Source organism: Microbacterium lacus (genome assembly GCF_039531105.1).
Lineage (GTDB): Bacteria > Actinomycetota > Actinomycetes > Actinomycetales > Microbacteriaceae > Microbacterium > Microbacterium lacus.
This window is the reverse complement of the sequence record NZ_BAAAPK010000001.1, coordinates 2,850,985-2,874,355: the sequence shown is the minus strand read 5'-3', so window position 1 is coordinate 2,874,355 and position 23,371 is coordinate 2,850,985. Positions and strand designations below refer to the sequence as shown.

Annotated in this window: 24 protein-coding genes; 15 read left to right on the top strand and 9 right to left on the bottom strand. The window is 68.8% G+C overall.

Annotated elements, in window-relative coordinates; translation table 11 throughout:
* Positions 1 to 109: 109 nt before the first annotated feature.
* The 7 genes from ABD197_RS13645 (at position 110) to ABD197_RS13615 (ending at position 4,718) form a co-directional block, all read left to right on the top strand.
* Positions 110 to 940 carry an endonuclease domain-containing protein gene (locus ABD197_RS13645; RefSeq protein WP_344055406.1) on the top strand — a complete coding sequence of 277 codons (831 nt, stop codon included), beginning with the start codon at positions 110 to 112 and terminating at the stop codon, positions 938 to 940.
* The gene (locus ABD197_RS13640) at positions 937 to 1,098 is read left to right on the top strand and encodes a hypothetical protein (protein WP_344055405.1); all 162 of its coding nucleotides are present in this window, start codon (positions 937 to 939) and stop codon (positions 1,096 to 1,098) included. The genes ABD197_RS13645 and ABD197_RS13640 overlap by 4 nt, the downstream gene beginning before the upstream one ends.
* A gap of 104 nt (positions 1,099 to 1,202) precedes the next feature.
* A complete protein-coding gene (gene rplK, locus ABD197_RS13635; protein ID WP_344055404.1) occupies positions 1,203 to 1,634 on the top strand; it encodes a 50S ribosomal protein L11 in 432 nt (143 codons plus the stop codon).
* A 14-nt stretch (positions 1,635 to 1,648) separates the two neighbouring features.
* The gene (gene rplA, locus ABD197_RS13630) at positions 1,649 to 2,338 is read left to right on the top strand and encodes a 50S ribosomal protein L1 (protein ID WP_344055403.1); all 690 of its coding nucleotides are present in this window, start codon (positions 1,649 to 1,651) and stop codon (positions 2,336 to 2,338) included.
* A 77-nt stretch (positions 2,339 to 2,415) separates the two neighbouring features.
* Complete coding sequence (locus ABD197_RS13625) at positions 2,416 to 3,228, top strand: amino acid ABC transporter substrate-binding protein (protein WP_344055402.1); 813 nt, start codon at positions 2,416 to 2,418, stop codon at positions 3,226 to 3,228.
* A gap of 61 nt (positions 3,229 to 3,289) precedes the next feature.
* Positions 3,290 to 3,961 carry an amino acid ABC transporter permease gene (locus ABD197_RS13620; RefSeq protein ID WP_344055401.1) on the top strand — a complete coding sequence of 224 codons (672 nt, stop codon included), beginning with the start codon at positions 3,290 to 3,292 and terminating at the stop codon, positions 3,959 to 3,961.
* A complete protein-coding gene (locus ABD197_RS13615) occupies positions 3,948 to 4,718 on the top strand; it encodes an amino acid ABC transporter ATP-binding protein (protein ID WP_344055400.1) in 771 nt (256 codons plus the stop codon). The genes ABD197_RS13620 and ABD197_RS13615 overlap by 14 nt, the downstream gene beginning before the upstream one ends.
* A gap of 17 nt (positions 4,719 to 4,735) precedes the next feature.
* Here the strand turns inward: ABD197_RS13615 and ABD197_RS13610 are convergent, their stop codons facing one another.
* Positions 4,736 to 5,005: an acylphosphatase gene (locus ABD197_RS13610; RefSeq protein ID WP_344055399.1), complete on the bottom strand. Its 270-nt coding sequence runs from the start codon at positions 5,003 to 5,005 to the stop codon at positions 4,736 to 4,738.
* Positions 5,006 to 5,049: 44 nt separating this feature from the next.
* Positions 5,050 to 5,718 (bottom strand): L-lysine exporter, encoded by a 669-nt coding sequence (lysE, locus tag ABD197_RS13605; RefSeq protein ID WP_344055398.1) that lies wholly within the window; start codon positions 5,716 to 5,718, stop codon positions 5,050 to 5,052.
* A 71-nt stretch (positions 5,719 to 5,789) separates the two neighbouring features.
* Between lysE and ABD197_RS13600 the strand changes: the two genes are divergently transcribed.
* Positions 5,790 to 6,680 carry a LysR family transcriptional regulator ArgP gene (locus ABD197_RS13600; RefSeq protein ID WP_344055871.1) on the top strand — a complete coding sequence of 297 codons (891 nt, stop codon included), beginning with the start codon at positions 5,790 to 5,792 and terminating at the stop codon, positions 6,678 to 6,680.
* 5 nt (positions 6,681 to 6,685) lie between these two features.
* On the opposite strand, the gene ABD197_RS13595 is transcribed toward ABD197_RS13600, so the two are convergent.
* The 4 genes from ABD197_RS13595 to ABD197_RS13580 form a co-directional block, all read right to left on the bottom strand.
* Positions 6,686 to 7,714, bottom strand: coding sequence for an NADP-dependent oxidoreductase (locus ABD197_RS13595; protein ID WP_344055397.1), 1,029 nt, complete (start codon positions 7,712 to 7,714; stop codon positions 6,686 to 6,688).
* A gap of 135 nt (positions 7,715 to 7,849) precedes the next feature.
* Positions 7,850 to 8,305 (bottom strand): MarR family winged helix-turn-helix transcriptional regulator, encoded by a 456-nt coding sequence (locus ABD197_RS13590; RefSeq protein ID WP_344055396.1) that lies wholly within the window; start codon positions 8,303 to 8,305, stop codon positions 7,850 to 7,852.
* A gap of 11 nt (positions 8,306 to 8,316) precedes the next feature.
* The gene (locus tag ABD197_RS13585; protein WP_425561021.1) at positions 8,317 to 10,035 is read right to left on the bottom strand and encodes an MDR family MFS transporter; all 1,719 of its coding nucleotides are present in this window, start codon (positions 10,033 to 10,035) and stop codon (positions 8,317 to 8,319) included.
* Positions 10,036 to 10,189: 154 nt separating this feature from the next.
* A complete protein-coding gene (locus ABD197_RS13580; RefSeq protein WP_425561020.1) occupies positions 10,190 to 10,876 on the bottom strand; it encodes a YqaJ viral recombinase family protein in 687 nt (228 codons plus the stop codon).
* Between the two features lie 249 nt (positions 10,877 to 11,125).
* Here ABD197_RS13580 and ABD197_RS13575 point away from each other — a divergent pair, with 249 nt between their 5' ends.
* The 3 genes from ABD197_RS13575 to rplL all read left to right on the top strand — a co-directional run bounded on the left by ABD197_RS13575 (position 11,126) and on the right by rplL (position 13,433).
* The gene (locus ABD197_RS13575) at positions 11,126 to 12,109 is read left to right on the top strand and encodes a hypothetical protein (protein WP_344055395.1); all 984 of its coding nucleotides are present in this window, start codon (positions 11,126 to 11,128) and stop codon (positions 12,107 to 12,109) included.
* 373 nt (positions 12,110 to 12,482) lie between these two features.
* Positions 12,483 to 12,998, top strand: coding sequence for a 50S ribosomal protein L10 (gene rplJ / locus ABD197_RS13570; RefSeq protein WP_344055394.1), 516 nt, complete (start codon positions 12,483 to 12,485; stop codon positions 12,996 to 12,998).
* Between the two features lie 45 nt (positions 12,999 to 13,043).
* Positions 13,044 to 13,433 carry a 50S ribosomal protein L7/L12 gene (rplL, locus tag ABD197_RS13565; protein ID WP_179434199.1) on the top strand — a complete coding sequence of 130 codons (390 nt, stop codon included), beginning with the start codon at positions 13,044 to 13,046 and terminating at the stop codon, positions 13,431 to 13,433.
* A gap of 79 nt (positions 13,434 to 13,512) precedes the next feature.
* On the opposite strand, the gene ABD197_RS13560 is transcribed toward rplL, so the two are convergent.
* The gene (locus ABD197_RS13560) at positions 13,513 to 14,625 is read right to left on the bottom strand and encodes a LacI family DNA-binding transcriptional regulator (RefSeq protein ID WP_425561019.1); all 1,113 of its coding nucleotides are present in this window, start codon (positions 14,623 to 14,625) and stop codon (positions 13,513 to 13,515) included.
* A gap of 190 nt (positions 14,626 to 14,815) precedes the next feature.
* On the opposite strand from ABD197_RS13560, the gene ABD197_RS13555 reads away from it, so the two are divergent.
* The 3 genes from ABD197_RS13555 to ABD197_RS13545 all read left to right on the top strand — a co-directional run bounded on the left by ABD197_RS13555 (position 14,816) and on the right by ABD197_RS13545 (position 18,202).
* Complete coding sequence (locus ABD197_RS13555) at positions 14,816 to 16,147, top strand: ABC transporter substrate-binding protein (RefSeq protein WP_344055393.1); 1,332 nt, start codon at positions 14,816 to 14,818, stop codon at positions 16,145 to 16,147.
* A 109-nt stretch (positions 16,148 to 16,256) separates the two neighbouring features.
* Positions 16,257 to 17,252, top strand: a complete 996-nt coding sequence (locus tag ABD197_RS13550; protein ID WP_344055392.1) for a carbohydrate ABC transporter permease — start codon at positions 16,257 to 16,259, stop codon at positions 17,250 to 17,252.
* Positions 17,249 to 18,202: a carbohydrate ABC transporter permease gene (locus ABD197_RS13545; protein ID WP_344055391.1), complete on the top strand. Its 954-nt coding sequence runs from the start codon at positions 17,249 to 17,251 to the stop codon at positions 18,200 to 18,202. Before ABD197_RS13550 ends, ABD197_RS13545 begins: the two co-directional genes overlap by 4 nt.
* Before the next feature lie 54 nt (positions 18,203 to 18,256).
* Here ABD197_RS13545 and ABD197_RS13540 read toward each other — a convergent pair whose 3' ends face one another.
* Entirely contained in the window at positions 18,257 to 20,494 is a 2,238-nt protein-coding gene (locus ABD197_RS13540; protein ID WP_344055390.1) for an alpha-galactosidase, read from the bottom strand.
* Positions 20,495 to 20,558: 64 nt separating this feature from the next.
* On the opposite strand from ABD197_RS13540, the gene ABD197_RS13535 reads away from it, so the two are divergent.
* Positions 20,559 to 23,021 carry an HAD-IC family P-type ATPase gene (locus ABD197_RS13535; protein ID WP_344055389.1) on the top strand — a complete coding sequence of 821 codons (2,463 nt, stop codon included), beginning with the start codon at positions 20,559 to 20,561 and terminating at the stop codon, positions 23,019 to 23,021.
* On the opposite strand, the gene ABD197_RS13530 is transcribed toward ABD197_RS13535, so the two are convergent.
* Complete coding sequence (locus ABD197_RS13530) at positions 22,972 to 23,370, bottom strand: hypothetical protein (protein ID WP_344055387.1); 399 nt, start codon at positions 23,368 to 23,370, stop codon at positions 22,972 to 22,974. The genes ABD197_RS13535 and ABD197_RS13530 overlap by 50 nt on opposite strands.
* Between the last annotated feature and the right edge of the window lies 1 nt (position 23,371).

Genomic DNA, 23,371 nt, shown 5'->3' with positions numbered 1-23,371 from the left:
TGCACTTCTGCGCGGCATCCACTCCTCCCCACCGCCCGGACCCCCGCGCGTCTTCCCCAATCACGCCGGCGCTCCGGTGGCAGTGCGCGCGACGCGGAAGTCTGCGGGGATGGGATTCGTGAGGGATGCCGTCGCCACGGGCGGCGGCGTGGTCAGGGTAGCGGCGCTGCGGGCGGCCGGCGTGCCGCGGCGGGCGATCGAGCACGCGGTCTCGACGCGGGAGCTGATCCGCCCGCGCAACGGCTGGGTCGCGCTGCCGGACGCCGATCCGCTGCTGGTCGCGGCGGCGCGCGCCGGAGTGGTCGTCTCCTGCGTCACACAGGCAGAGAGGCTTGGACTGTGGGTGCTCGGGGACGGTGCGGTCCATGTGGCGGCGCCGCCGAAGCGCCACATCGGGGAGGTCCGGGCGGGGACGCGGGTGCACTGGGGGCGCCCGCTCGTGCCGCGGCATCCCGATGCCGTCGCCGACCCGGTCGAGAACGTCCTTGCGGCGATCGCGGGCTGTCAGCCTCACGAGCGGGCGATGGCTGTGTGGGAATCCGCGCTCCGGCAGGGCCTCGTCGTCCGCGAGTCGCTCCGGCTCATGCCCCTCGCCCCCGCCGCGCGCTCGCTGCTCGAGGAGTGCTCGCTGCACTCAGATTCGGGGCTCGAGACCTTCATTTCGGTGCGCCTGCGATTCCTGCGGCTGCCGATCCGTCAGCAGGTGTGGCTCGCGGGGTATCCGGTCGACTTCCTCGTCGGCGACCGCCTCGTCCTGCAGATCGACGGCGGACACCACGTCGGCGCACAGCGCCGCAGCGACATCGGGCACGATGCGCGCCTGACGCTGCTCGGCTATCACGAGATCCGCATCGACTATGTGCAGATCATGGCGCGGTGGGCGGAGGTCCATGACGTGATCGTGCGCGCCGTCGCGCAGGGGCTGCATCGGGCCGCGTGAGCACCGTCTGGGCAGGACGTGGTGCGCCGGATGACGGAGATGTGCACGATGACGGACACATCGCCCGCGCGGCATCCGTCATCCTGCACATCTCCGCGATCTCGCACGTCGAGCGGGGCTGGAGGCGAGAGGGGATGCCGGGGGAGCGGATCAGGTAGACTTGAGCGGTTGCGCCCATCGCGCGACGAAAACCCCACCACGTCCAGGACTCGCCTGGTTCGTGGAAGCGCGCCCCGCGGGGCGCACGAAGAACAGGAACACAATGGCACCCAAGAAGAAGGTGACCGGCCTGATCAAGCTCCAGATCAAGGCGGGTGCGGCCAACCCCGCGCCGCCGATCGGTCCGGCGCTCGGTCAGCACGGCGTCAACATCATGGAGTTCTGCAAGGCGTACAACGCGGCCACCGAGGCGCAGCGCGGCAACGTCATCCCCGTCGAGATCACCGTCTACGAGGACCGCAGCTTCACGTTCATCCTCAAGACGCCGCCGGCGGCTGAGCTCATCAAGAAGGCGGCCGGCGTCGCCAAGGGCTCGCAGACCCCGCACACGGCCAAGGTCGGCAAGCTCACCAAGGCCCAGGTCCGCGAGATCGCCGAGGTCAAGCAGCCCGACCTGAACGCGAATGACATCGAGGCCGCCTCGAAGATCATCGCCGGCACCGCCCGCTCCATGGGCATCACGGTCGAGGACTGAGGGGGATAACGATCATGGCTACCAAGTCCAAGGCATACCAGGCCGCCGCGGCGAAGATCGACGCGGACAAGTTCTACACGCCCACCGAGGCCGTCGAGCTGGCGAAGAAGACAGGGTCGGCGAAGTTCGACTCGACCGTCGAGGTCGCCCTCAAGCTCGCCGTCGACCCCCGCAAGGCCGACCAGATGGTGCGCGGCACCGTCATCCTGCCCCACGGCACCGGCAAGACCGCCCGCGTGATCGTCTTCGCGACGGGTCCGGCCGCTGAGGCCGCGCTCGCCGCCGGCGCCGACGAGGTCGGTGGCGCGGAGCTCATCGAGAAGGTCGCGGGCGGCTACACGTCGTTCGACGCGGCGGTCTCGACCCCCGAGCTCATGGGCCAGGTCGGTCGACTCGGAAAGGTGCTCGGCCCCCGTGGTCTCATGCCCAACCCGAAGACCGGCACCGTCACCCCGAACCCGGCCAAGGCCGTCGAGGAGATCAAGGGCGGAAAGATCGAGTTCCGCGTCGACAAGCACGCCAACGTGCACTTCGTCGTCGGCAAGGCCTCGTTCTCGGCCGACCAGCTCGACGAGAACCTCAAGGCTGCGCTCGAGGAGATCATCCGCCTCAAGCCCTCCAGCTCGAAGGGCCGCTACATCCAGAAGGGTGCGGTGTCGACCACGTTCGGCCCCGGCATCCCGCTGGACGTCAACGCACTCTGACGATCCGTCCGACGAAGGGCCTCACCAGTGGTGGGGCCCTTCGTCCATTTCCCCCGTATCCACACTCAGGAGCCCCCATGTCCCGCCGCCCCCTTCTGCTCGCCGCCGCCGCTCTGGCCGCCGCCCTCACGCTCTCCGCGTGCTCCGGTTCGGCTTCCCCGTCCGGCACCGCCTCCGCACCGTCCGCGGATGGCGACCTCGGCCTCATGTCGGCCGGCACCCTCACGGTCGCGACCGAGGGCACCTATCGACCCTTCAGCTACCACGATGAGTCCGGCGATCTGGTCGGGTTCGACGTGGAGATCGCCGAGGCCGTCGCCGACGAGCTGGGTCTGAAGGTGTCCTTCCAGGAGACTCAGTGGGACGCGATCTTCGCCGGCCTGGATGCCGGACGTTTCGACGTGATCGCCAACCAGGTCTCGATCAACCCCGAGCGCGAGGAGAAGTACCTCTTCAGCGAGCCGTACACCGTCTCCCCGGGCGTCATCGTCGTGAACGAGGACGACGACTCGATCACGAGCTTTGACGACCTCGCGGGCAAGACGACCGCCCAGTCGCTCACGAGCAACTGGTACGAGCTCGCTCAGTCCAGCGGCGCGACCGTCGAGGCCGTCGAAGGCTGGGCGCAGGCCGTCGCCCTCCTGCAGCAGGGCCGCGTGGACGCCACGATCAACGACAACCTGACCTTCCTCGACTACGAGAAGAGCGAGGGCCCGACCGGGCTCAAGATCGCCGCCGAGACCGATGACCCCGGTCTCAGCGCCTTCGCGCTCACGAAGGACAAGGAAGCGCTCGCCGCCGCGATCGATGACGCGCTCGCCGCGCTGCGCGCCGACGGCACGCTGGCGAAGATCAGCGAGAAGTACTTCGGCGAGGACGTCACGCAGTAACCTCAGAGCCGCCGCCGGCCCGTCCCGGGCCGGCGGCGATCAACGCGATCGAGGAGGGCACATGGCAGATCCCGGCATCTGGCAGCTGCTGGTCGATTCGTTCTGGCCGCTGCTGCTCGCAGCGATCACCGGGACGATTCCGCTCGCGCTCGCCTCGTTCGCCCTCGGGCTGATCATCGCGATCGGCCTCGCCCTCATGCGTCTGTCGGGCAACGTGGTGCTGGCCGGCATCGCGCGGGCCTACATCTCGGTCATCCGCGGCACACCGCTCCTGGTGCAGCTGTTCGTCATCTTCTACGGGCTGCCTTCGGTCGGCGTCGTGATCGATCCGTGGCCGGCAGCGATCATCGCGTTCTCCCTCAACGTCGGCGGGTACGCCGCCGAGGTCGTCCGCGCGGCGATCCTCTCGGTGCCGCGCGGGCAGTGGGAGGCCGCGCACACCGTCGGACTGTCCCGCGGTCGCACGCTCACGAGGATCGTCCTCCCGCAGGCCGCTCGCGTCTCCGTTCCTCCGCTGTCCAACACGTTCATCTCCCTCGTGAAGGACACCTCGCTCGCCTCGACGATCCTCGTCACGGAGCTTTTCCGGCAGGCCCAGCAGATCGCGGCGTTCTCGTTCGAGTTCATGGCGATCTATCTCGAGGCCGCCCTCATCTACTGGATCATCTGCCTCGTCCTCTCGAGCGGGCAGAGCGCGATCGAAAAGAGGCTGGACCGCTATGTCGCCCACTGATCCCCTCCTTCGCGTATCCGGCCTCACGAAGAGCTTCGGTGCGAACCGCGTGCTCGACGGCGTCGACTTCGACGTGCGTCGCGGTGAGGTGGTCGCTCTCATCGGGCCCAGCGGGTCCGGCAAGACGACCGTGCTCCGCTGTCTCAACGGCCTCGAGACGCCGGATGCCGGTCTCATCGCGTTCGACGGCGGCCCGGTGATCGACTTCGCCCGCCCGGTCTCCAAGGCCGACCGGATCGCCCTGCGCGATCGTTCTGCGATGGTCTTCCAGCATCACAATCTCTTCCCCCACCGCACGGTCCTGCAGAACGTGACGGAGGGGCCGATCTACGCGCACGGCGTCCCGAAGGCGGAGGCGATCGCCCGGGCGGAGGCGCTGCTCGAGCGCGTCGGGCTGGCCGACAAGCGGGACGCGCTGCCGTTCGCGCTCTCCGGCGGCCAGCAGCAGCGCGTCGGCATCGTCAGGGCGCTCGCCCTGCAGCCGTCGCTGCTCCTCTTCGACGAGCCGACGAGCGCGCTGGATCCCGAACTGGTCGGCGAAGTGCTCGTCGTGCTGAAGGAGCTCGCCGACGAAGGCTGGACCATGGTGATCGTCACACATGAACTCGCGTTCGCGCGCGAGGTGGCAGACGAGGTCCTGTTCTTCGACGACGGTGTCATCCTCGAGCGCGGGGCGCCGGGCGAGATCCTCACCGACCCGCAGCACGACCGCACACGGCGCTTCCTCGACCGGATCCTGCGGCCCTTCGAGGACTGACCCGCCCGGTCGCAGCCTCAGTCGCGGACGACGAAGCCGGGCTGCCCGGTGGGTTCGGCATCCGTCACCATCGCCGTGTCGACGCGCGCGCCCGGCGGCCCCTGCGCCATCCACGCCACGATCCGGTCGATCTGCTCGTGCGTGCCCTCGATCTCGGCCTCGACGCTGCCGTCCGGAAGGTTGCGCACCCACCCGGCGACCCCCGCGGCCGCGGCGACCGTCCGCATCGTGTACCGGTAGCCGACGCCCTGCACCCGGCCGTGCACCATCACGTGGACGCGTCTCATGCCTCCATCGTGCCGTGGTCGCCGCGGGATCGGGTACCGCGGCATCAGTGGGGCAGGACGAGGCTGACGCCGATCGCGACCATCACGACGGCGATGATCGCGTCGAGGATGCGCCAGGCGCGCGGCGTGCCGAGCCACCGACCGAGGTAGCGCGCGCCGAACGCGAGGGCGAAGAACCAGATCACGCTCGCGGCCATGGCGCCGGCGGCGAACACCCACCGCTGGTCGCCGTGGGTGTTCGCGACAGTCCCGAGGAGGAACACGGTGTCCAGGTACACGTGCGGGTTCAGCCACGTCAGTGCCAGGCACGTCGCGACGACGGGAATCGCCCGGGTGGCCACGGCCGTCGCGCCGGCGGTCGCCGCGGTCCCGCCGGCGGTCGCCGCGGTCGGGCCGGGCGCCGGCGCTGAGGACCCGAGTGCCTCACCCGACGGGCGCCACGCGCGCCGCGCCGCCAGCAGGCCGTAGCCGATGAGGAACAGCGCACCCGCCCAGCGCACCACATCGATCAGCCACGGCACGGCCTGCAGCACGAGTCCGACGCCGGACACGCCCAGCGCGATGAGCACCGCATCGGAGACCGCGCAGATCGACGCGACCAGCACGACATGCTCGCGACGAATCCCCTGCCGCAGCACGAACAGGTTCTGGGCGCCGATCGCGACGATGAGCGAGAAGCCGAGACCGACGCCGGCGAGCAGGGGAGTGAGCACTCTTCGACGCTAGGCGTTTCGCCGCATGCAGTACAGCTGAAGATTCTTCATCACCATTAGAATCGCTCATGATGCGCATCCCTCCCGACCTCGCTCTCACCCTCGCCGCCGTGATCGACGAGGGGACGCTGGATGCCGCCGCCCGACGACTGCGCGTGACCCCGTCCGCCGTCAGCCAGCGGATCAAGACGCTCGAGGAGCAGCTCGGCCGCGTGGTCCTCGTGCGTTCGAAACCTGCGCGGCTCACGGATGCCGGAGCCGCCGTCGTCCGGATGGCCCGCCAGATCGCCCTCCTCGAGCACGACGCCCTCGCGGGCCTCGGCGACGACGCCGCCGCACGGACGACCGTGCCGCTGGCCGTGAACGCCGACTCGCTGGCGACCTGGTTCCTCGATCCGCTCGCGCGACTCGCGGAGCGGCATCCGGTCGTCTTCGAGCTCCACCGCGACGACCAGGACTTCACCGCCGGCCTGCTGGAGTCCGGAACCGTGATGGGCGCGGTCACCTCACGCGAGCGCCCGGTCGCCGGCTGTCGCGTGAGTCCGCTCGGCGCCATGAGGTACGAAGCCGTCGCGACCCCCGCGTTCGCCGCGGAGTGGATGCCGGACGGTGCCGATCCGGCAGCGCTGGCGATCGCGCCCCTGGTGGATTTCGATCGGCGTGATGATCTGCAGACCCGCTGGCTGCGCACGCACGGGGTCGACCAGACTGTTCCGCCGCGGAACTTCGTCCCGGCGTCGAGCGATTTCGCGGCTGCCGTGCGGGCGGGACTCGGCTGGGGGATGCTGCCGCGATTCCAGTCCGCGCAGGCGCTCGGCGACGGCGCGCTGGTCCTGCTCGGCGGGCCGCCGCTGGATGTGCCGCTCTACTGGCAGCAGTGGAACCTGCGCTCCCCGCTGCTCGACGCGATCGCCGACGAGATCGTGACCGAGGGTCGGCGCGTGCTGCGCAGCGCGGCCTGATCTGATCAGTCGTCGCTGACGCGCAGGACGATCTTGCCTCGCGTGTGCCCCTGTTCGAGTTCGGTGTGCGCGGCCGCCGCGTCGGCAAGCTCGAACACGCGATCGATGTAGACCTGAATCGCGCCGGAGTCCAGCAGCCGCGCGATCGTGGCCAGCGCACCGCCGTCGGGGATGACCTTGAAGGATGTCGCCCGCACGCCTGCGGCGTCCGCGGCCTTGGAATACCCCGGCCACGAGCCGGTCGGCACGAGCACGTACAGGCCGCCCGGGCGCAGCACCGTGAGGGAGCGCTCGCCCGTGCGGTCGTGCACATTGCCGACGAGATCGATCACCACGTCCACGTCGGCGACGACGTCTTCGAACCGGGTAGTCGTGTGGTCCAGGACCACCGAGGCGCCGAGTTCCCGCAGCCACGACGCGTTGCGGGCGGAGCCCGTGGCCGTGACGTGGGCGCCGAAGTACGCGGCGAACTGCACGGCGAAGTGGCCGACACCGCCGCTGCCGGCGTGGATCAGCATCCGCTGACCCTCGTGCGCGTGAGCGGTCTCCACGACCAGCCCCCATGCGGTCAGCGCGGCCAGCGGAACGCCGGCCGCCTCGACGTGGGACAGCGCCGAGGGCTTGCGGGCCACCGACTGCGAGGGGACCACGACGTACTCCGCGTAGCTGCCGCCCGTGCGCGGGAAGGGCACCATCCCGAAGACCGGGGTGCCGGGGGCGAGCGGGTGCGACTCGTACGGGGAGCGCACCACGATGCCGCTGAAGTCGAAGCCGAGCGCACTCGGGAAGTCGGTGATCGCCGCCGCGACGCCCTTGCCGCTGCGCGTCTTGGCGTCGATCGGGTTGATCCCGGCGGCGACGACGCGCACGAGCAGTTCGCTCAGCACAGGGGAGGGAACCGGCACGGTCGCCTCGTGCAGCGCGGCCGGGGTGCCGGTCTCATCGATCACCGCCGCGCGCATCGTCTCGGGCGGATCCGCCACCGGGGCAGGCGTCTCGGCGGCGGGGGCTGGTCGCAGCGGCCGGAATCTCATGGGTCGCTCCTTCCGGGTGCATGTCGGCTTCGGCAGCACTCTTCTGCTGTTCCCACAGTCAAGCGCGACTATGTCTCTGCCGTGTTACGCCGGTGCTACCGGCTCGGGAAGCCCGCCGGTGAGTTCGCCTTCAGCTCAGGGCATCTCGCCCGAGGTCAGCGCGTGCAGGAGCCGGGTGAGGTCGCGGATCTGCTCGACCGGCCAGCTCTCCAGGGACTCCATCAGGATGCCCTCCTGCGGCGCACGGGCGAGCGCGAGGCGCTCCAGTCCGAGCGGCGTGGGGGAGAGCAGGCTCGATCGCCCGTCCGACGGGTCGGGAGTTCGGGAGACGAGGCCGAGGTCCTCGAGTTCGCGGACCGTGCGGCTGATCTGACCCTTGTCGGCCATCAGCGAGTCGGCGAGGGCGGAGAGGGTCACGCTCTCCCGACGGACGATCGTGGTGAAGACCTTGTAGGCCCCCGGCAGCATCCCCGGACTGACGCGATTCGCGTTCTCCGCGATCACCCTCCGCACCCGCGTGATCAGCTCGCTGAACTCGGACTCGAGGGCGCGCACCGCCTCGGCGCGCTCCTCGCCCGTCGTCTCGTCCATCACCGTCGAATTTACCGTGCGCGGCGCGAGGCCCGTGTCGGGGTCGCGGGAGCCGCATCCGCCTTCGCGTCGTCAGCGGTGGCGGCGACGGCGTCCATTCCCTCGGAGACCGACACCGTGGCGAGGTCGGCCTCGCTCGCGCGGATGCGCTCCGTCGTGGTCATTCGGGTCAGCGGCGTGTTGGGCAGGAACACGATCGCGATCAGACTGATCACGGCGAACGGCACCGCGATGAGGAACGAGTGCGAGATGCCCTGCGCGTAGATGTCCTCGAAGATCACGCGCAGCGCCGCGGGCATCGCCGAGACCTGCGGGAGGGTTCCCGAACTGAGCGTGTCCGCCCATTTCTGCGCGTCCGCGCCGAGGCTCATGACAGTCGCGGTGATGTCGTCCTTGCCCGCGGTGACGAGCTCGCTCACGCGCGAAGCGAGGGCCGCGCCCATGAGGGAGACGCCGATCGTTCCGCCGAGGCTTCGGAAGAACGTGACGCCCGAGCTCGCGACGCCGATCTCGTTGGGGTCGGACGTGTTCTGCACCACCAGCACGAGGTTCTGCATCGTCATGCCGACACCCGCGCCGAGTAGGAACATGTAGAGAGAGACCAGGGCGAAGTTCGTGTCGTAGTGGATCGTGGAGAGCAGGAACGAACCGGCCGTCAGGAAGACCGCACCGAGGATCAGGAACGGCTTCCACGTCCCGAGGCGGGTGATGAGCGCCCCCACTCCGACGGACGCGATCAACAGCCCCGCGATCATCGGGATCGTCATGAGACCGGCCTCGGTCGGGGTCGCTCCACGGGCGAGCTGCATGAACTGGCTGAGGAAGACCGACGCGCCGAACATCGCGATCCCCGTGGCGATCGACGCGATCACGGCGAGCGTGAAGGTGCGGTTGCGGAACAGCGACAGCGGGATCAGCGGCTCCTTCGCGCGCAGCTCGGTGACCACGAACAGCACGGTGCCGAGGATCGCGCCGCCGACCATCAGGACGGTCTGCAGGCTCCACCATTCGAACGAGTCGCCGACGAGGGTCACCCAGATCAGCAGCAGGGCGACCGCGGTGGACAGCAGCACGATGCCGACGTAGTCGATCGACACCTTCCGGCGCGCACGGGGGATCACGTGCAGGGTTCGCTGCAGGATGATCAGGGCGAGCACGGCGAAGGGGAGGGCGACGTAGAAGTTCCACCGCCAGCCCAGCGTGTCGGTGATCACGCCGCCGAGCAGCGGGCCGCCGATCGTGGCGACGGCCATGACCGCCCCGAAGAGCCCCATGTAGCGGCCGCGCTCCCGCGGGCTGATGATGTCGGCCATGAGCACCTGGCTGAGTGCCGCGAGACCGCCGGCGCCGATGCCCTGAACGGCCCGGAACGCGATGAGCATCTCGGGCGACTGGGAGAAGCCCGCGGCCGCGGTGGCCAGGACGAAGATCACGATCGCGATCTGGATCAGGAGCTTGCGGTTGAACAGGTCGGCGAGCTTGCCCCAGATCGGAGTCGAGATCGCCGTGGTCAGCAGCGTCGCGGTGACGACCCAGGTGAAGGACGCCTGCGTGCCGTCGAGGTCGTGGATGATGACCGGCAGCGACGTCGAGACGACGGTCGAGGCGAGCATCGAGACGAACATGCCGAGGAGGAGTCCCGAGAGGGCTTCGAGCACTTGGCGGTGCGTCATGGCGGGCTTGTCGGGAAGCTCGGCGGTTTCGGACGTCGTGAGAGAAGTGGCGGACATGGCGATCTTTCGGCGTGAGGCGGCGGGACGCGGCGACGGTGGCGCGACAAGTTGATCTGAGTCAACTGTTGATCTTTGTCAACCATAAGGTAAATGGTTGAGACGCGTCAACTATTCCCGTTCCGCGGCTGCTGATCGCGCGCCGGGCACGGGGTCAGTCAGCGAGAGCGAGGGCGCGGAAGGGCTCGCGCGGCGGCCGAGGGGCCGGCATCCGCTCGGCGACGGGCTGCGAACGAGCGAGCATCGTCCGGCGGTGGAGTTCGTCGATGAGGGTCGTCGCCAGGTGCACGAGGCGGCCGATCTCGACCTCGTCGCGATCGACCCACGCGCACTTCGGTTCGTCGCCGACCGGGACGAAGCCGTCGTGCTCCTCCCACGCGACGAGCGTGCGCTCGGCGCCGAGGACGTGCTGCTGCCACCAGATCTGCCGCAGATACGTGCGCGGGATGCTGCGCCACGACTTGTTGGTCGTCTTGATCTCGCAGAGGATCACCCGACCGTCGCCGTCGACCGTGACGCCGTCCGGGGTCGCGAGGTGGCGCTTCTCCACTTCGGCGTGGAAGAGCGCGCTGGAGGGCAGGATGCCGTGGGTGGCCGCCACCCAGCGTGCGATCTCGGGTTCGCGGACCCGGCCGTGCGCGGTGTAGGCGTTGCCCGAGAACCCCGAGCCCATGAGCTTCGCATCCGCGGCCTTCGCGATCGCGTTCGGCGAGGTCAGCGTGGCGACGTCCGTCGCGGTGATGCCCCGCGAGCGAGCGCGGATCCAGGCCACGCGATCGCGCGAGTCCGCCACCACCCGGGCGGCGAGCCCGGGGTGCAGGGCGGCGAGTTCGGGTGACACGCCTTCGAGGCTAACCCCGCTCGCCCTCACGCGGTGGCGCGACACCCGCGTCCGCGGCCCCTGCTGCGCCGAGTGCACGAGTTCCTGCCGAGTGCACGGCATGCGCACGTCGAAAAGTCGTGCGCTCGGCGCGTACCCGTGCGCTCGGCGGGTGCGATCTCCTCCTCCACACGGAGGGCGCGCGCTCCCGGTGTCCACAGATGCCGAGATCTGAGACTGCGGGTCGCTGCGGGGCCTGACTCTGAACCGATGCGACGTGCCTTCTCCGTAGCGGAACTGTCCCCCCTCGTTCGATCGAGATCCGGTCTGCGCGAGGACGGGTGGACCGACCGCGCGATCGCCGGTGCGGTCGATCGCGGTGAGCTGCTCGTGCTGCGTCGCGGATCCTTCCTCGAGGCGGCGGATGCCGCGCGGATGTGGCCGGAGGGTCGACATCTCGCGCACGTGATCGCGGTGGCGAGGGACTCGCGCGGCGGTGCGGTGGCCTCCCACGAATCCGCCGCCGTGCTGTGGGGCCTCCCTCTGTACCGTCACCGACCCGATCGCGTGCACGTGACCACGCCCGCCCCGGTGCGGATCTCGAGCGGTCCGGATGTCCGCAGACACGTCGCGCCGTTGCGCGCGGACGACATCGTCGTGCGGTGGGGCATCCGGTGCACGTCACTCGCGCGCACGGTCTTCGACGTCATCCGGACACTTCCGCTCGAGACCGCGCTGGCTTGCGCCGATGCGGCCGAGCGTCAGATGGCACTGCGCGGGAGGGAGTGGGATCAGGATGCCGTGCTGGCGTGGCGGGAAGGTCTGCAGCGGCGGCTCATCGATGCCGACGGCGCACGGGGGATTCGGCAGGCGCGGTGGGTCGCGGACTTCTCCGACGGCAGAGCGCAGCTCCCGGGCGAGAGCGTGAGTCGCCTGCGACTGGTCCGATTGGGATTCGCGCGCCCCCGCCTGCAGGTGCCGGTGCCCGCTCCGCGCGGACGCCGGTACTTCGTCGACTTCGGCCTCGATGACGTGCGCGCGTTCGGGGAGTTCGACGGCCAGGGCAAGTACACGGACGAGGCGATGCGCCGCGGCATCCCGCTGCAGCAGGTGCTGCTGGAAGAGAAGCGACGGGAGGACTGGATCAGAGGCACGACCCAGTGGAGATTCGTACGCTGGGAGGACGAGCACATCGTGAGCGCGGCCGCGCTCGGCCGGAGGCTCGCGTCCTTCGGCATCCGGCCGCCTTCGTGACCTGCGAGCAGTCCCGCGGCCGAGTGCACGACTTTGCACCGACCGCACGGCCTCGCGCCGCGGCCGAGCCGTGCGCTCGGTGACACGTCGTGCACTCGGCGCCAGGCGGCGCGGATTTGGAGCGAACACCGGGGGTGCGTACACTGGGATACAGCCGAAGACCGCTGGTCATCGACGTGCGCGCAAGCGCATGACGATCGAAGCTCTGCAGTGCAGGGGCCCGCGCAGGTGTACGACACGAATCTCGTTCTGAGAATCCAGCTCCGTGCGCTTGCGCCGGAGCTTTTGTCATTCCGGGGCGAGATCCGATGAGCGGATGCCGTCGGCCGACGCCCCGGCACCCCGGAGCGTCTCGTACACACAAGGAGTGGCCATGGCGCAGAAGGATGCATCGGTCGCCGAGCTCACGAAGCATTTCGAGGACTCGACCGCCGTTCTGCTGACCGAGTACCGCGGTCTGACGGTTGCCCAGCTCAAGGAGCTGCGCAACAGCATTCGTCAGGATGCGGAATACGCCGTGGTGAAGAACACGCTCACCAAGATCGCCGCCAACAAGGCGGGGATCTCGTCGCTGGACGAGGACCTCAAGGGTCCCTCGGCCATCGCGTTCGTGCACGGAGACCCGGTCTCCGTCGCGAAGGGTCTGCGCGCCTTCGCCAAGGCACACCCTCTTCTGGTGATCAAGGGCGGCTATTTCGATGGCAACCCCCTCACCGCGGAAGAGGTCAACAAGCTCGCCGATCTCGAGAGCCGTGAAGTCCTGCTGGCGAAGCTCGCCGGTGCGATGAAGGCCTCGCTGACCAAGGCGGCCTACGTCTTCAACGCGCTGCCGTCGAAGGCCGTTCGCACGGTCGACGCGCTGCGTGAGAAGCAGGAGTCCGCGGCCTGATCTCAGGTCCCGGCATAGCAAAACCCCGAATCAAGGAGAATCATCATGGCAAAGCTCAGCACTGAGCAGCTGCTCGACGCGTTCAAGGAGCTCACGCTCATCGAGCTCAGCGAGTTCGTCAAGGCGTTCGAGGAGACCTTCGACGTCACCGCCGCCGCGCCCGTCGCCGTGGCCGGCCCCGCCGCCGGTGGCGCGGGTGCCGCCGCTGAAGAGGTCGAGGAGAAGGACTCGTTCGACGTCGTTCTCGAGGCCGCCGGCGACAAGAAGATCCAGGTCATCAAGGTCGTCCGCGAGCTCACCTCGCTCGGCCTCGGTGAGGCGAAGGCCGTCGTCGACGGCGCTCCGAAGGCCGTCCTCGAGGGCGCCAACAAGGAGACCGCTGACAAGGCGAAGGCCGCTCTCGAAGAGGCCGGCGCGACCGTCACGCTCAAGTAATCTCGTCCTGAGATTCACGAAGACCCCGGATGCTGCATCCGGGGTCTTCGTCGTCGGTCGGGGAGAAGCGGGGTGAGAGTCAAAGGCCGCCCCGCCGCCGGCCATCGATCGCGACCGCCGACGCGCGGGGGTCCAGCGCCGCGGTGGAATTGCGGACGACCAACTGGGACGTCATGCGCACGGTCTTCGGGGGCTGCGTCGGGTCGTCCAGGTGCTCCAGGAGCAGCTGCACCGCGACCCGCCCCTGCTCGCGCGGAGTCTGCCGCAGCGTGGTGAGGGCGAACATGTCGGCGAACTCGTGATCGTCGATGCCGATCACGCTCAGATCGCTCGGCACCTGCACGCCGAGGCGCCGGGCGGCGATGATCGCCCCGATCGCGACCTCGTCGCACGTGGCGACGATCGCGGTGGGTCTTCCGCGCGCTTCTCCGAGCGCGTCCACGGCCGACGCATAGCCGCCCGGCAGCGTGACGTCGGAGTAGATGTGGCGGACGTGGTCGGACAGGCCGGCGGTCTTCATCGCATTGAGGTAGCCGTCCAACCGGCGCCGGTCGACCTGCGCCCAGTGGGTGCTCAGCCCGCCGCCGATGAAGGCGATGTCACGATGGCCGAGTGCGATCAGATGCTCGGTCGCTCGGCGCGCGACATGGTCGTCGTCGATCTCGACCACGGTGGTCACGTTGCTCGATCCGACGACGCTCACGATCGGCCGGCCGATCGCGACGAGTCTGTCCAGCTCCTGGTGATCCGGTTCGAGTCCGACGGCGATCAGGCCGTCGAACCGTTTGCGGGCGAGGAAGTCCTCGAAGATCCGATTGCGTCCCTCGGTCCCGGGCTTCGCGTCGTACAGCGTGAGGTCCAGGCCCTGTGCCAGGAGCACCTGCTGGATGCCCTCGAGGACTTCGGCGAAGAACCAGCGGTTCACGTACGGCATCACGACGCCGATGTTCTGCGTCCGCCCGGTCGCGAGGCTCACTGCGCTCGTGGACGGTACGTAGCCGATCGACGCCGCGGCCTGATGGACGCGCTGACGGGTCTCCTCCGAGACGTAGCCGGTGCCCCCGAGCGCGCGGCTCGCGGTGGACTTGGAGACTCCCGCGAGTCGTGCGACCTCAGCGATGCCACTCACGTCCGTCACCGCCTCCGAGGCCGCTCTGCCGATCCGCACGCCCGTGCGGCTGGCGATCAGCATACGAGATCCGAGCGTTTCTGGGAACGGTTCCAGGGAAAGAACCCATAACGATCGCCCGAGTTTGCAACGATCAGAGCGCATTCGAAGAACAACTGTTGTGTACGGGGGCGATTTCCCCTAGCTTGTGTGGAAGCGGTTCCCGAAGTGACCGCGACGCGGACACGCGTGAACTCGAAGAGGAGAAGCACACATGGGCATGTCACAGCGCAGACGTATCCTGATGCCGCTCGCCGCCCTGGGCGTCGCGGGCATCGCACTCGCCGGCTGCACCGGCGGCGGCGGCGACAACGGTGGCGGCGGCGGAGACGGCGAGGCCGTCACGATCATGGGCGCGTTCACCGACGCCCAGGCCGAGGCGTTCCAGGCCGACCTGGACAAGTGGTCGGAGACCTCCGGCATCAAAGTCACCTATGACGGCAACACCGACTTCCAGACGGCCGTCGTCGCGCGTGCCACGGCAGGCAACCCGCCGGACATCGCGATCTACCCGCAGCCGGGTGTGCTGAAGAGCCAGACCGCCCAGCTGTTCCCGCTGGAGGACCTCGGGATCGACGTCGAGGCGATCACCGCCGATGAGGCCAACGGTCTCGGTGACATCGCCGTCGTCGACGGTCAGACCTTCGGTCTGCCGTACTCGATCAACGTCAAGTCCCTCGTCTGGTACAACCCGGCCGCCTTCGAGGCCGCGGGGCTGACCGTGCCGACGACGGATGCCGAGATGACGGCTCTGCAGCAGCAGATCATCGACCAGGGCCTGGGTTACCCGTGGTGCGTCGGCCTGGAGTCGGGCGCGGCGACCGGCTGGCCGGCGACGGACTGGCTCGAGGAATACGTCCTGCGCTACGGCGGACTGGATGACTACAACGCCTGGATCGCCGGGGACATCCTGTTCAACAGCGACCTCGTCAACGAGGCCGGCGACAAGGTCGCCGAGGAGCTGCTGGCCGAAGGCAAGGTCAACGGCGGCGGCCCCGCCGCGGCCACGACGGCCTTCCAGACCGCGGGCAACCAGCTGTTCGTCTCCGGCAAGGAGAACGGTCAGTGCTTCATGATGCGACAGGGATCGTTCATCGCGGACTTCTTCCCTGACGAGATCAAGGCTCAGATCGCCGACAACGACCTGACGAACGTCAACTTCTTCCAGCTGCCCGCACCCGAGGGCACGGAGCAGGCGATGCTCGGCGGTGGCGACCTGGTGGGTGCCTTCACCGACTCGGACGCGACCAAGCAGGTCATCGAGTACATCACCGGCAAGGACTTCGGCACGAACGGCTACGCCAGCCAGGCCATCTTCCTCTCTCCGCACAACGACTTCGACACGTCCTTCTACACGACGGACTTCCAGAAGAACGCGCAGGAGCTGCTGGCGGCATCGACGATCTTCGGATTCGACGCCTCCGACCAGATGCCGGGTGAAGTCGGCGCCGGCACCGAGTGGAGCGAGCTGACGAGCTGGTTCGCCGGTCAGAAGACCATGGAGCAGGCCTTCGACGCGATCGACGCGTCCTGGCCCGACCGGTAAGGTCATCGACCGCTCCTTGTGAGCGACGAAGCGGCGCCGGCGCCCTGGGCCCCGGCGCCGCTTCCCACTAGCATCACGATCATCCTTACAACGACGTCAGGCGGTTTCGATGGCCATTGTCAGTGCACTCATCTCCGTGATCCTGGGGTTGGGGGTGTCGTTCATCATCTTCTGGGGCCTGAACTGGCTCGTGGAGAGGACGAATGACAAAGCGAAGGCGCGGCTGCTGCCGTACGTCTTCCTGCTCCCCGTGATCCTCCTGGTCGCGCTGTTCCTCCTCTACCCGGCGATCCGCACGTTCGTCGAGAGCTTCATGAAGCAGAGTCAGCGGCGTGGGGAGGGCGCCACGTTCGTCGGTCTCGACAACTACATCTCGCTGTTCACGGATCCGAACTTCCTCGGGGTCCTCCTGAACAATCTGCTCTGGGTTCTGGTCGTGCCGGCGGCGACAGTCCTGATCGGGCTCCTCGTCGCGATCCTCACCGACCGTCTCGGCAAGCGTCGCGAGACGACGTTCAAGGCGATGATCTTCCTGCCGATGGCCATCAGCGGCATCGCCGCCGCGGTCACCTGGCGCTTCATCTACTTCTACGCACCGCCGGGCAACCCGCAGATCTATCTGCTGAACGCGATCTGGACGGGCGTGACCGGCAACGATCCGGTGCCCTGGCTCACGATCGATGCCGGCAGGCTCAACAGCTTCCTGCTCATGTTCATCGTGATCTGGCTGCAGGTCGGGTTCGCGATGGTGCTGCTGTCCGCGGCGATCAAGGGTGTCCCGGAAGAGACCATCGAAGCCGCGCGACTCGACGGTGCGAGCGAGCGGAAGGCGTTCTTCCTCGTGATCGTGCCGCAGATCCGCGGCACAGTCCTCGCGGTCTTCGTCACGGTCACGATCTTCGTCATGAAGAGCTTCGACATCATCTACGCGATGACGGGCGGGCAGTACAACACGAGTGTGCTCGTGGTCGAGTTCTACACGCAGCTGTTCAGCTTCCAGAACCCCGGCAAGGCCGCCGCCGTGGTGATCGTCCTCATGATCGCGGTCATCCCGCTGATCGTCTATCAAGTCCGCAGCTACAAGTCGCAGGAGGAACTCCGATGACTTTCGTGCCCACTCCCATCGTCGACGAGGACAACAACGCCCGCGAGATCGTCGACACGACCAAGCGCGCGAAGAAGTTCAACAAGGACGGCACCGAGAAGGCCAAGCCCCGGGTGCTGATCTCGATCATCATGGGGATCATCGCGGTCGCCTGGCTCTTCCCGCTTCTGGGCCTGCTCATCACGAGCCTGCGTCCTCGGGCCGACGTCGAAGCGACAGGCTGGTGGACGGCGATCCTGAATCCGTTCCAGCAGAACTGGACCTTCGAGCCGTTCGCGCAGGCATGGACCGCGCTGGATGCCGGGACGACGTTCTGGAACTCGGTGGCGGTGACCATTCCGGCGACGATCCTGCCCGTCATGATCGCCGCCATGGCCGCCTACGCGTTCACCTTCTTCCAGTTCCCCGGCAAGGAGGCTTACTTCGCGATCATCCTGGCGCTCATGGTGGTGCCGATCCAGATCGCGGTGATCCCGATCCTGCAGCTGTTCGTCTGGTTCGGGAACACCACCGGCATCCAGATCATCGGGCAGTACCCGGCGGCGTGGATCGTGCACGCGACCTTCGCGATGCCGCTGGCGATCTACATCCTGCGCAACTACATGCAGACGCTGCCGAACTCGCTCATCGAGGCGGCGCGCGTGGACGGAGCGAGCCACTTCCAGATCTTCTGGCGGCTCATCGTCCCGATGTCGGTGCCGGCGCTGGCCTCGTTCGCGATCTTCCAGTTCCTGTGGGTGTGGAACGACTTCTTCGTGGCGTACCTCTTCATCCAGAGCGGTCCCAACCAGGTGCTGACCCAGGGGCTCTACACGCTCCTCGGTCAGTACGGTCAGGGCTGGCAGCGGGTCGCGGCGGGTTCGTTCATCACCCTCGTGGTCCCGCTGGTGATCTTCTTCGCGCTGCAGCGCTTCTTCGTCCGTGGTCTCACCGCCGGATCGGTGAAGTAAGCCGCACGAACGCGAAAGGCCGGGAGCGACGCTTCCGGCCTTTCGTCGTGTGCCTCAGTCGACGGCCACGGCCCGGTAGAGCACGGCCTGATCGGGGTGGATGCGGGGCGCGGCCACGCCGACGCGGGCGAGCACGTCTCCGCGGAACCGCGCGCCCGGGTACGACACATCCGTACGCTGCGCGCGGTCCCAGTACTCCTGGGCGGCGAGCGCCTCCGCGTCGCTCGGCTCGCCCCACCAGCGCGGGGGGATGAGCCCGGACGGCAGCGGTCCGATGATCAGCGGCTGCAGGTGGTACGTGCGCTCCGGATCGAGGCCCCGCAGCTTCAGCCGAGCGGCGGGTTCGGGAACGGTGGTGTCCAGGAGCGCGGAGGAGAACAGGGCCTCGGAGTCATCGGACGCGATGATTCCGTGGACGATGACGCGGGGGTCGATCGTATCCATGCGCACGACCGTCCCGCCCATCAGCAGCGCGCGATGCTCCTTGTGCAGGGCGATCCAGCGTCGCAGCAGAGTGAGCTCGGCATCCGTCGCCTCGTTCAGGTCCCACTCGATGCCGAGGTGCCCGAAGATCGCCGTGCTCGCGCGGAAGGACAGGTCCAGTCGCCGGCCGGTCGTGTGCGAGCGGTCCGACGCGATGTGGGCGCCGAGGTACTCGGGCGGTGCGAGTTGCACCGACCAGCGCATCATCGACTGCCGGTCGTGGGGGTCGCTGTTGTCCGAGACCCAGATGCGGTCCGTGAGCTCGAGCACCCCGAGGTCGACCCGGCCCCCGCCGGACGAGCACGACTCGATCTCCAGTCCCGGGTGCGCGTCCTTCAGCTCGCGGAGGAGTCGGTAGAACGCGAGGGTCTGCGCGTGCACGACCGGCCGACCGCCGTGCTCGCGGTCGCCGGCTTCGGTGAGGTCGCGGTTGTGATCCCACTTGATGTAGTCGATCGGGTACTCGTCGAGCAGCGCGAGCATCTGGGCCTTGACGTGCTGGTACGCGCCGGGGGCGGCGAGGTTCAGGACGTGCTGCGCGCGCGATTCGACCGGCAGCTCGTCGCGCGCCGCCATGATCCATTCCGGATGCCGTCGGGCCAGGTCGCTGTCGAGGTTGATCATCTCGGGCTCGAACCACAGCCCGAACTGCATGCCCTTCGCCCGGACGTGGTCCACGAGCGGGTGCAGACCGTCCGGCCAGACGTCGGAGGCGACCACCCAGTCGCCGAGTCCGGCGCGATCGGTGCGTCGTGCGCCGAACCAGCCGTCGTCCAGCACGAAGCGCTCGATGCCGATGTCGGCGGCCTTGTCGGCCAGGGCGATCAGCTCGCCCGCGTCGTGGCGGAAGTAGACGGCCTCCCACACGTTCAGGGTGACGGGGCGCTCCGCCGGTCGGCCGGAGCCCACCGCGCGCAAGTGATCGTGGAAGCGGTGGGCGACCTCGTCGAGGCCATCGCCGTACGAGCCGTACACCCAGGGCGTGACGTACTGCTCCGCTGTCTGCAGGACCACTTCACCGGAGAGCAGCACCTCGCCGCCACCGAGGACCTGCTCGCCGGTGTACACGCGCTCGGCGTAGTGGCGGTGATTTCCGCTCCACGCGGTGTGCACCGCCCAGACCCGGCCCTTCTCGAAGCCGAAGCCGGCCTCGCCGGCGTGCAGCACGAACGCGCTGTCGGCTCCCGTGCGTCCGCGCCGGTTCTCCCGGAGATGGATGCCGGCCCGGAGCGGCCCGCGCTGCGGGAAGCGCTCGTAGTTGTGCTGGCCGGTGAAGTCCAGGAGCTCGGTGGCCTCTGCGGGGAGGGGGAAGGCCAGCGAGACGTCGTCCACCGTGTAGGCAGCGTCCCGCTCGTTGCGGAGCGCCGCTCGTGCTCGGATGAGCCCGCTGTCCAGGAGTTCGAGCTCCAGCCGCAGCGACAGCTCCCCGCGGTCGTCGACGGCGTCGAAGACGAGGAGTCCGGCATCCGCCTGGACGAAACCGTCGACCCGCGCCCCGTCGAGCGTGAGCGCAGTCGTGCGGAACAGCGGCGACCAGCCGCGCCCCTGCGCCGAACCCGAGATTCCGGGCCGGCCGGTCCACCCGGTGTGGTGCTCGGGGAGGAGGGCGACGCGCGGCGGAGTGTCGACGTTGTTGGACCCGACGACAGGGACCGTCGCATCACTCAGGCTCGCCAGCGCGGTCTCGTCGAACTCCTCGAGCTGCTCGCCCCAGTGGACGATCGCGGGGAGCGCGCCGGCGCGGGCGTCGACGACGAGGGAGACGCCGGCGTGCGCGAGGTGGATCAGGGCATCGGGAGGGGTGCTCACAAGCGACCATTCTCCGGCATCGACCGCGCCACCGCACGGCCGTGCGGGTCATACAGTGTGATCCATGGATGCCGCCACCGACGTCGCCGCGGACGCGCCCCGCACCGATCCCGACCGCGGGCTCGCCCCGGGGGAGGTCGCGGAGCGTCAGGCGGACGGCCGCTCGAACGCCTTCACCGCCGATACGAGTCGCAGCGCATGGAACATCGTGAGCGCGAACGTCTTCACGCTCTTCAATGCGATCGTGGGCGGCTGCTTCCTCGTGCTGCTCCTGCTCGGCCGGTGGCAGGACGCGCTGTTCGGCCTCGCGGCGTTCGCGAACGCGATCATCGGGTGCGTCCAAGAGTTCCGGGCGAAGTCCAAGCTCGACAGGCTGGCGCTGCTGAACGCCCCCCGCGCCCGCGTCCGGCGCGACGGCGTCGAGGTCGAGATCGCCCCGGGCGACGTGGTGCAGGACGACATCCTGGTCCTCCGGGCCGGGGACCAGGTGCCCGCGGACGCGGTGGTCGTCCGCGCCCGCGCACTGCAGATCGACGAGTCCATGCTCACCGGCGAGTCCGACGCGGTCGACAAGAACGACGGCGACGAGGCGCTGTCGGGCTCGGTCGTCGTCGCGGGGGAGGGCGATGCGCAGGCCACCCGTGTCGGAGCGGATTCGTACGCGAACAGGTTCGCCGATGAGGCCAAGCGCTTCTCGATGGTCGCCTCCGAGCTGCGCACCTCGATCGACCGCGTGCTCACGTGGGTCGGCTGGGGCATCGGGCCGATCGGCCTCCTCGTGCTCAACGCCCAGATGATGGTCGCAGGCGGCTGGGTACAGGCCTGGCAGAGCGGCACGTGGGTGCAGGCGGTCGTCAACACGATCGCCTCGCTCACCGCGATGATCCCGCTGGGCCTCGTGCTCGTGACCTCGATCGCGTTCGCGGTGGGGGCCGCGAAGCTCGCGGGCCGCCAGGTCCTCGTGAACGAACTGCCCGCGGTGGAGGGGCTCGCCCGCGTGGATGTCATCTGCCTCGACAAGACGGGCACGCTCACGGGCGGCGAGATCGCATTCGACGACGCCCACGCGCTGGACGTCACGGCTCCCGGGTGGGAGAGGACGCTCGCCTGGTACGGCGCCGCCCCGGACGCGAACGCGACGGCGCGCTGCCTCCGCGACCCCTTTCCCGTGTCCGCGCCCGAGGCGGTGGCTGCGTACATCCCGTTCTCGTCCGCCCGGAAGTGGAGCGCCGTCTCCTTCGCGGGTGCACCCGGTACGTGGGTGCTCGGCGCGCCGGAGATGGTGTTCGGGGATGCCGCGAGCGACGTCACCGCGGAATTCGGGCGTACCGTCGTCGAGCGCGCGTCGTCAGGGCGGCGCACGCTCGTCCTCGGCTTCACGCCCGCGAGCCTCGACCCGGGCGATGTCGACGCAGAGCGCCTGCCGGACGGAGTGGAGCCGGCGGTCGTGCTCACCTTCCGCGAGCAGGTGCGGCCCGATGCGCGGCAGACACTGTCGTACTTCGGCGAGCAGGGGGTCGGCATCAGGATCATCTCCGGCGACAATCCGCGCACCGTCGCGGCCATCGCCCGCGAAGTGGGGCTGGATGTCGCGGACGGCTTCGACGCGCGGATGCTCCCCGAGGACGATGCGGCGCTCGCCGAGGTGCTCGAGGAGCACACCGTCTTCGGGCGGGTGACCCCCGAGCAGAAGAAGCGCATGGTGCTCGCGCTGCAGTCGCGCGGGCACGTCGTCGCGATGACCGGCGACGGCGTGAACGACGCTCTCGCGATCAAGTCGGCCGACATCGGCATCGCGATGAACTCGGGCGCGGCGGCCACGAAAGCCGTCGCGCGTCTCGTGCTGCTGGACGGGCAGTTCTCGCACCTTCCCGATGTCGTCGCAGAGGGGAGGCAGGTGATCGCCAACATCGAGCGCGTCTCGATGCTGTTCCTCACCAAGACGGCGTACGCCACCGGACTCGCGGTCCTGTTCGGGATCCTCGTGATGGAGTTCCCGTTCCTGCCGCGTCAGCTCTCGATCACCGACGGCCTGACGATCGGCATCCCGGCGTTCTTCCTCGCCCTCATGCCGAACACGCAGCGCTACGTCCCGGGGTTCCTGCGTCGGTCGCTGAGCTTCGCGATCCCGTCCGGCCTCATCATCGCGATCGCCCTCACCCTGTACACGCGGGGTGCGATGGCGCTCGGCGTCGACGAGCCTCAGCTGCGCACGGGGTCCACGATCATCCTCGCGATCGTCGGCATCTGGGTCCTCACCGTGCTCTCGCGGCCGATCAACCGGTACAAGGCGGTCGTGATCGGCGCGATGTTCATCGCGCTCATCGCGATCTTCACGATCCCGCTGTCCACCGAGTTCTTCCAACTCGTGGATCCCGGCGAGGAGTGCGCCTACCTCGTGACCCTCGTCACGATCCTCACGATCGGCGCGATCGAGATCGTCCGGTTCTTCCACCGGCGCTACGTGGCGCGCATCCTCAGCGGAAGTAGCGCGACCCCGGCGGTGTCCAGACGGCGACGCCGATGAAGGCGTAGAGCGCCACTTCGGCGATCGAGGTCCAGTCCCACGTGTCGGCCGTGACGATCGTGACGATGTGCAGCACCGTCTGGATCACCAGGTAGATCGTCAGGAGAAGACGCGCCCCCGGGCGGCCCCGCGCGATGCCCGAGGCGACGGCGACCGTGAGGAGTCCGAAGAGGATCACGCCGGCGCCGAGCAGCGAGACGGGCAGGACCTCCGCCCTGTCGACCTGGTACCGGCTGAGCAGGACCAGGATGCCGATCGCGACGCTCACGAAACCGCTGAGGTAGACGAGCACGACAGCGACGCGCACCAGCAGCGGCTGGACCTTCACGGTGGGTGCGGCGTCGCTCACC

Coding starts and splice junctions, on each gene's coding strand:
- ABD197_RS13645 (WP_344055406.1), top strand. CDS start 110: ATGGGATTCGTGAGGGATGCCGTCGCCACGGGCGGCGGCGTGGTCAGG.
- rplK (WP_344055404.1), top strand. CDS start 1,203: ATGGCACCCAAGAAGAAGGTGACCGGCCTGATCAAGCTCCAGATCAAG.
- rplA (WP_344055403.1), top strand. CDS start 1,649: ATGGCTACCAAGTCCAAGGCATACCAGGCCGCCGCGGCGAAGATCGAC.
- ABD197_RS13625 (WP_344055402.1), top strand. CDS start 2,416: ATGTCCCGCCGCCCCCTTCTGCTCGCCGCCGCCGCTCTGGCCGCCGCC.
- ABD197_RS13620 (WP_344055401.1), top strand. CDS start 3,290: ATGGCAGATCCCGGCATCTGGCAGCTGCTGGTCGATTCGTTCTGGCCG.
- ABD197_RS13615 (WP_344055400.1), top strand. CDS start 3,948: ATGTCGCCCACTGATCCCCTCCTTCGCGTATCCGGCCTCACGAAGAGC.
- ABD197_RS13610 (WP_344055399.1), bottom strand. CDS start 5,005: ATGAGACGCGTCCACGTGATGGTGCACGGCCGGGTGCAGGGCGTCGGC.
- ABD197_RS13600 (WP_344055871.1), top strand. CDS start 5,790: ATGCGCATCCCTCCCGACCTCGCTCTCACCCTCGCCGCCGTGATCGAC.
- ABD197_RS13595 (WP_344055397.1), bottom strand. CDS start 7,714: ATGAGATTCCGGCCGCTGCGACCAGCCCCCGCCGCCGAGACGCCTGCC.
- ABD197_RS13590 (WP_344055396.1), bottom strand. CDS start 8,305: ATGGACGAGACGACGGGCGAGGAGCGCGCCGAGGCGGTGCGCGCCCTC.
- ABD197_RS13585 (WP_425561021.1), bottom strand. CDS start 10,035: ATGTCCGCCACTTCTCTCACGACGTCCGAAACCGCCGAGCTTCCCGAC.
- ABD197_RS13575 (WP_344055395.1), top strand. CDS start 11,126: ATGCGACGTGCCTTCTCCGTAGCGGAACTGTCCCCCCTCGTTCGATCG.
- rplJ (WP_344055394.1), top strand. CDS start 12,483: ATGGCGCAGAAGGATGCATCGGTCGCCGAGCTCACGAAGCATTTCGAG.
- rplL (WP_179434199.1), top strand. CDS start 13,044: ATGGCAAAGCTCAGCACTGAGCAGCTGCTCGACGCGTTCAAGGAGCTC.
- ABD197_RS13560 (WP_425561019.1), bottom strand. CDS start 14,625: ATGCTGATCGCCAGCCGCACGGGCGTGCGGATCGGCAGAGCGGCCTCG.
- ABD197_RS13555 (WP_344055393.1), top strand. CDS start 14,816: ATGGGCATGTCACAGCGCAGACGTATCCTGATGCCGCTCGCCGCCCTG.
- ABD197_RS13550 (WP_344055392.1), top strand. CDS start 16,257: ATGGCCATTGTCAGTGCACTCATCTCCGTGATCCTGGGGTTGGGGGTG.
- ABD197_RS13545 (WP_344055391.1), top strand. CDS start 17,249: ATGACTTTCGTGCCCACTCCCATCGTCGACGAGGACAACAACGCCCGC.
- ABD197_RS13535 (WP_344055389.1), top strand. CDS start 20,559: ATGGATGCCGCCACCGACGTCGCCGCGGACGCGCCCCGCACCGATCCC.